5 protein-coding genes are annotated in these 5,918 nt (G+C 41.5%); 3 read left to right on the top strand and 2 right to left on the bottom strand.

The genetic code is table 11. The features are described 5' to 3' along the window. Window positions 1-44: 44 nt before the first annotated feature. On the top strand, window positions 45-1,730 hold the full coding sequence (ilvD, locus tag ACFWE9_RS25530; RefSeq protein ID WP_230160272.1) for a dihydroxy-acid dehydratase: 1,686 nt from the start codon (window positions 45-47) through the stop codon (window positions 1,728-1,730). 98 nt (window positions 1,731-1,828) lie between these two features. Here ilvD and ACFWE9_RS25525 read toward each other — a convergent pair whose 3' ends face one another. Next, complete coding sequence (locus ACFWE9_RS25525) at window positions 1,829-2,284, bottom strand: YoqH family protein (RefSeq protein ID WP_377359451.1); 456 nt, start codon at window positions 2,282-2,284, stop codon at window positions 1,829-1,831. Window positions 2,285-2,573: 289 nt separating this feature from the next. Here ACFWE9_RS25525 and ACFWE9_RS25520 point away from each other — a divergent pair, with 289 nt between their 5' ends. Both ACFWE9_RS25520 and ACFWE9_RS25515 read left to right on the top strand, forming a co-directional pair. Beyond that, complete coding sequence (locus ACFWE9_RS25520) at window positions 2,574-3,014, top strand: BrxA/BrxB family bacilliredoxin (RefSeq protein ID WP_230160276.1); 441 nt, start codon at window positions 2,574-2,576, stop codon at window positions 3,012-3,014. Between the two features lie 66 nt (window positions 3,015-3,080). After that, the gene (locus ACFWE9_RS25515) at window positions 3,081-3,872 is read left to right on the top strand and encodes a class I SAM-dependent methyltransferase (RefSeq protein WP_377359449.1); all 792 of its coding nucleotides are present in this window, start codon (window positions 3,081-3,083) and stop codon (window positions 3,870-3,872) included. On the opposite strand, the gene ggt is transcribed toward ACFWE9_RS25515, so the two are convergent. Beyond that, complete coding sequence (gene ggt / locus ACFWE9_RS25510) at window positions 3,860-5,548, bottom strand: gamma-glutamyltransferase (protein WP_377359447.1); 1,689 nt, start codon at window positions 5,546-5,548, stop codon at window positions 3,860-3,862. The genes ACFWE9_RS25515 and ggt overlap by 13 nt on opposite strands. Window positions 5,549-5,918 lie beyond the last annotated feature (370 nt).

Below are 5,918 nucleotides of genomic sequence, written 5' to 3'. Positions count from 1 at the left end.
ATATTAAATTATCAATCATTTAGTTGAAATTGGGGGTACAACAAATGTCTACATCAAATATGAGAAGTGACATGATTACAAAAGGAGTCGACCGTGCTCCGCACAGAAGTCTATTGCGTGCGGCAGGCGTTAAAGAAGAAGATTTTGGTAAACCGTTCATCGCGGTTTGTAATTCTTACATCGATATCGTTCCAGGTCATGTTCATCTTCAGGAATTCGGAAAAATAGTGAAGGAAGCAATACGCGAAGCAGGCGGTGTTCCTTTTGAATTTAATACAATCGGGGTAGACGATGGAATTGCAATGGGTCATATCGGCATGCGCTATTCATTACCTAGCCGTGAAATCATTGCAGATTCCGTGGAAACTGTTGTATCTGCACATTGGTTTGACGGGATGGTCTGCATTCCAAACTGTGACAAAATAACGCCAGGAATGATGATGGCTGCTCTTCGTGTCAATATTCCTACAATATTCGTAAGTGGCGGACCTATGAAGGCAGGTAAAGACAAAAACGGTAAATCTCTTTCATTAACCTCTGTTTTTGAAGGGGTGGGCGCTTATCAAGCGGGTAATATCAACGAAGAAGATTTACAGGAAATCGAGCAAGTTGCATGTCCTACTTGCGGATCTTGTTCAGGAATGTTCACTGCAAACTCCATGAACTGTCTGGCTGAAGGCTTAGGACTTGCGCTTCCGGGAAATGGTACGATTTTGGCGGTAGCTGAAGAACGTAAAGAATTCGTTAGGAAATCCGCTAAACAATTGATGGAGATTATCAAACAGGATATTAAGCCTCGTGATATCGTGACGATTGATGCAATTGATAACGCATTTGCATTGGATATGGCGATGGGCGGATCGACTAACACTGTTTTGCATACACTTGCACTGGCACATGAAGCTGGTTTTGAATATCCAATGGAACGCATTAATGAAATAGCTAACCGCGTACCTCATCTAGCGAAAATTGCACCTGCATCCGATTATCATATCGAGGATGTACATAACGCCGGTGGTGTAAGTGCAGTCATTAACGAGTTACTTAAAAAACCAGGTGCCTTTAACGGTGACTGCCTTTCTGTTTCAGGTAAAACTCTTGCCGAAAATGTTGCCGGTTGTGAAATCTTGGACACGGATGTTATCCATACTTTAGATAATCCTCATTCTGAGCGTGGGGGTCTTGCGGTATTGTTTGGTAATCTCGCCCCTCAAGGCTCGATCATAAAAGTGGGAGCCGTTGATGAATCAGTTGGTGGCTACCACAGAGGTCCAGCAATTTGCTTCGAATCCCAAGAAGATGCGCTTTCCGGAATCATTACTGGCAAGGTGAAGGAAGGAAATGTAGTGGTCATTCGTTACGAAGGACCTAAAGGGGGGCCGGGGATGCCGGAAATGTTGGCACCCACATCCCAAATCGTCGGGAGGGGACTTGGAGCGAAAGTCGGTTTGATCACAGATGGCCGCTTCTCAGGTGCATCCCGAGGCATCAGTATTGGTCATATTTCTCCCGAAGCAGCTGAGGGAGGCCCAATCGCTTTTGTGGAAAATGGAGATATTATCGAGTTGGATTTGAATAATCGTACAATCCAATTGGAAATTTCCGATGAAGAATTCGAAAAACGCAAGGCAAATTGGAAAGGCTTCGAATCAAAAGTAAAAACAGGCTATTTAGCCCGCTATTCCAAACTTGTAACGAATGCAAGTTCGGGAGGAGTAATGAAAGTTTAATTTCGGCTATATGTTCTAAAAGCTTGTTTCTATAGGAATCATCAGAAGAGGGTCTCTGCAAGAGGCCCTCTTCTGATGTTAACGTACAAGCTAGCTAATCACTTCTTACAATCTTTGGTATTTCCTCTTAATATAATGGGTCCTGATTTTTCAGTCTTCGAATTAGAAAGACGTATCTGCACTTCTGCATTTTCCACTTTCGCTGTAATTTCATCAAATCTTCCAGCCCAAGTAGGACCATTTTCTTCCGGGGAAGGATAGAGCAGAAATCGCCAACTAATCACACCTGGTATGTTAGCAAGTCCTTCATAGCTATCGTAATTTCCGTAGGATGATGGTTGTGGAAGATGTACTCCAAGTATGCTTATATTCGTTCGTGCAAAACTTGGTGGACGTAACTGCACTTTATAAACTAGCGCCGTACCCATTGCATTTGTAAGTTTTTTATCAATTGGTTCCAAAACCATACTACAAGGGATCGTTTCTGCCTTTGAATACGATGGCTGAATAACATTAATTGCGATAATGAACAGTACCAGAACAAATTCTTTCATATTACACCTCTTATAATCCTTTTAGTTAATTTACCCTTGTTATGGTCTTAATACGGATTGTATTTCTCTTGTTGCACTTTTTTATTTAAGAAAGAAGCCGATTTTCAAACGAACATGGTGGCTGAATGAAAGTATTCTCACATTGTTTCCTTGGCAGTTATAAGATGGGTTTAATTGACTCTAGGTGTAACAACAAATTTACATTGCTCCAAGCGTCATTTTTGCATATGTACGTAAGAATATAGTATGATTATACTAATTGAAGAATTGTAACCAAGGGGGTTTTTTAATGTCAATGGCATATGATGAATATATGAAACAAATGGTGAAACCAATGCGTGCGGAACTGGTGCAAGCAGGTTTTGAGGAGTTGGAATCCGCTGAAGCGGTTGAAAACTTTATGGAATCCGTAGAAGGTACGACGCTTGTGGTTGTAAATTCCGTTTGTGGCTGTGCTGCCGGGTTAGCCCGTCCAGCTGCTACTCAAGCTGTACTCCAAGCGGAAGAGGGTAAGCCGAATCATATTGTAACGGTATTTGCCGGTCAAGATAAGGAAGCGACAGCTAAAATGCGTGAATACTTCGATGGAATAGAACCTTCTTCACCATCCATGGCTCTCTTAAAGGGCAAAGAGGTCGTACATTTCATTCCTCGTCATGATATAGAAGGACAGCCAATGGAAGCCATTATGGATAATTTATTGGCAGCATTCAGTCAAGTAAATAAGTGATGAAGCGGAATGTCCTGGAAACGGGGCATTCTTTTCAAATTTAAAAGCGTATGAAGGGGTAGGATCATGTTTGTCACTACAGTAGGAAGAGCCGATAATGAAACGAAGATATTAGCCGAAAGGTTAGCAGAAGAATTACATATCCCCTTTATAGCCCGAAGAAAACGGTCGGTGAGAGATCTCCAATCGGATAATGATGAAGATGATTGCCTCGTTTTTGGGAAAAAACGGATGGAACTATATCGGTACCAGGAGAATGAACCATTCTTTTTTCACCCGAACCTTGCAATGGTCCGATTAAAAAGAATCCTTCGCGGGGAAAGTGATCCTTTTGTTGTTGCCGGAGATATAAATGAAGGCAGTTCTGTGCTTGATTGCACCTTGGGCTTGGGCTCTGATGCGATTGTCGCTAGTTTCGCTGCGGGTCAACAGGGACAGGTTGTAGCATTGGAAGGAAATCCATATTTGGCTTTGCTTGTGGAACATGGGCTGAAGACATGGGCGGATGCAGAAGAAAAAATGATTTCCGCGATGAGAAGAATAGAGGTCATTCAAGCGGATCATTACGAATTATTGAAAACATTACCGGAAAATCATTTTGATGTCGTATATTTCGATCCCATGTTTGAGGAAACGATTTCTGAATCGAATGGAATCAAGGGGTTGACTCATTTTGCAGAATGTAAGGATTTATCGATGGAAATAATAAACGAAGCCAAGCGGGTTGCGCGAAAAAGAGTCGTGTTGAAAGACCATTTTCGCAGCTCCCGCTTTGAGGAATTTGGATTCGACGTGCTAAAGAGAAAAACATCCAAATTTCATTTTGGCTTCATTTCCATTAGTAATCAAGATTTATAATCTGTCTCGTTTAGACCAATGGCACAGCCTTCTCGGCTTGAATCGGCAGCGCCATAGTTTGAGCCGTCAGGGTTGATTTGAATAGCCTGAACATTCCCTATAGAGTGGGGGTTATCGTTAAAGGCGAAGCCCATTGATTCCAAGTGACCTTTGCTAGTCATATCCATTCCTGCTTCCCATTCGATATGAGGGCCCATTGGAGTGAAAATCCTAGGCTCTTCAATGGCTGCTTTCAGGTCCATTTTTAAATCGAGTACATTAATGATCGTTTGAACGACTGAACTGATGATCGTTGGTCCTCCTGGTGATCCAAGTGTCAAAATGGGCTCGCCATCTTTAAAGATGATGGTCGGGCTTTTACAGCTGACAGGACGTTTGTTTGGCTCCACTTCATTCATTCCCCCTGGTATGGAATCGAAATCGGTCAGTTCGTTATTCAGCATGAAACCATAGTCGGAAACCATGATGCCCGAGCCGAATGGATGTTCCACGGTGGACGTACATGCTGCGATATTCCCCCATCTATCACGGACTGTGAAATGTGTCGTTTCACTAATATCTTCGTCATTGGGTTGTGGGATGACTTCCCTTTGTGTCACGGAATCATAGATCCAAGGATTACCGAAGTCAATGGCATTATTCCTTGCTTTGAAATTAATGAATGAGCGGCGTTTAGCTATATATTCATCATGCATAAGACCTGTCAATGGTAATTTGGCAAATTCGGGATCCGCAAGAAATGCCTTTTTGTCTGTAAATGCCAGACGCATCGCTTCTGCAATTAGGTAATATTTTTCCCAAGAATGGACGTCATATTTTTCAATATGGAAGCTCTCCAATATTTTCAGGATTTGGATGACCGTGAATCCTCCAGCACTTGGGGCCATCGATGAAGCAATTTCATAATCCTTATACGTCCCATACATGGGTTCATCAATGGTTGCTTTATAATCCCGTAAATCAGAAAGCTCCATGAAACCTCCAAGTTCCTGTATACAGGAAATGATGCCTTCTCCGATTTCACCGTCATAAAAAGCGGAAATACCTTCTCGTTGTAATATTCGATAGGTATTCGCCAATTTTTCTTTTATCATCAAGTCGCCTGCTTTATATGGTTTACCGTTGGGAATGAAGAATTTACGAGCTTCATCACCTAAGCGGTATTCAAAATTTTCAAGGGCGTCACAAAATACCCAGTTAACAGGAACTCCTTTTTCAGCAAATTCAATGGAAGGCTCGATGAGGTCAGCTAAAGTCTTGCTTCCGTACGCAGTGAGAGCTTCATCCATTGCCTTCAGTATTCCAGGAACGCCAACAGCTGTAGCGTTGATCGAACGCTTTTTAAATGGGATGACTTCCTCGTTTTCATCAAGAAACATGTTTGGATGAGCGGCTTTAGGTGCTCTTACATGGCCATCGAATATTTTTGTTTTCTTATCTTTTGCATTATATACCATAAGGAAGCCACTGCCGCCGATACCGGTCATCATAGGTTCTACAATATTGAGTGCAAATTGGATGGCAACCGCCGCATCAACCGCATTTCCGCCTTCACGTAATATTTTTTCCCCAATGGAAGTAGCTACGGGATGAGCGGTAACGACCATTCCAGCTTTTCCTGTTGCGGTTTCCCTCTTATTATCATTATCTTTAATGTATTCATTGATATTTTCCAAAGCGATTCCTCCAGTATTCAGTCCTTTATCTGCCAAAGGGTAACGACTTTATGTGAAAAGAAAACCTTGTCATTGTAGTTAAATGACAAGGAGATTTTTCGTAGGTATTTATTTATTCTTAATCAGCAAATGATAAATATACGAAAAATGCTAATGTAACAAGACATAAAGCCACCATGGCAGTTGTAGTCAAAGCCATATTAGACCCCTCCTTAAAAAGACTTGAATCTAATTAAGTTCTCCAATTATCGTAAAAACCCTTCATATAAATTTAGAATTGTTGATATTTAGTGAAAAAGGATGGGTTCATGATGATTATATAGGTATTTATCCTTTTTTTTGATTTTTGAAACATGGGTAACTATATATT

The organism is Peribacillus sp. NPDC060253 (assembly GCF_042727425.1).
Taxonomy (GTDB): domain Bacteria; phylum Bacillota; class Bacilli; order Bacillales; family DSM-1321; genus Peribacillus.
This window is presented reverse-complemented; position numbering and strand designations above follow the sequence as displayed.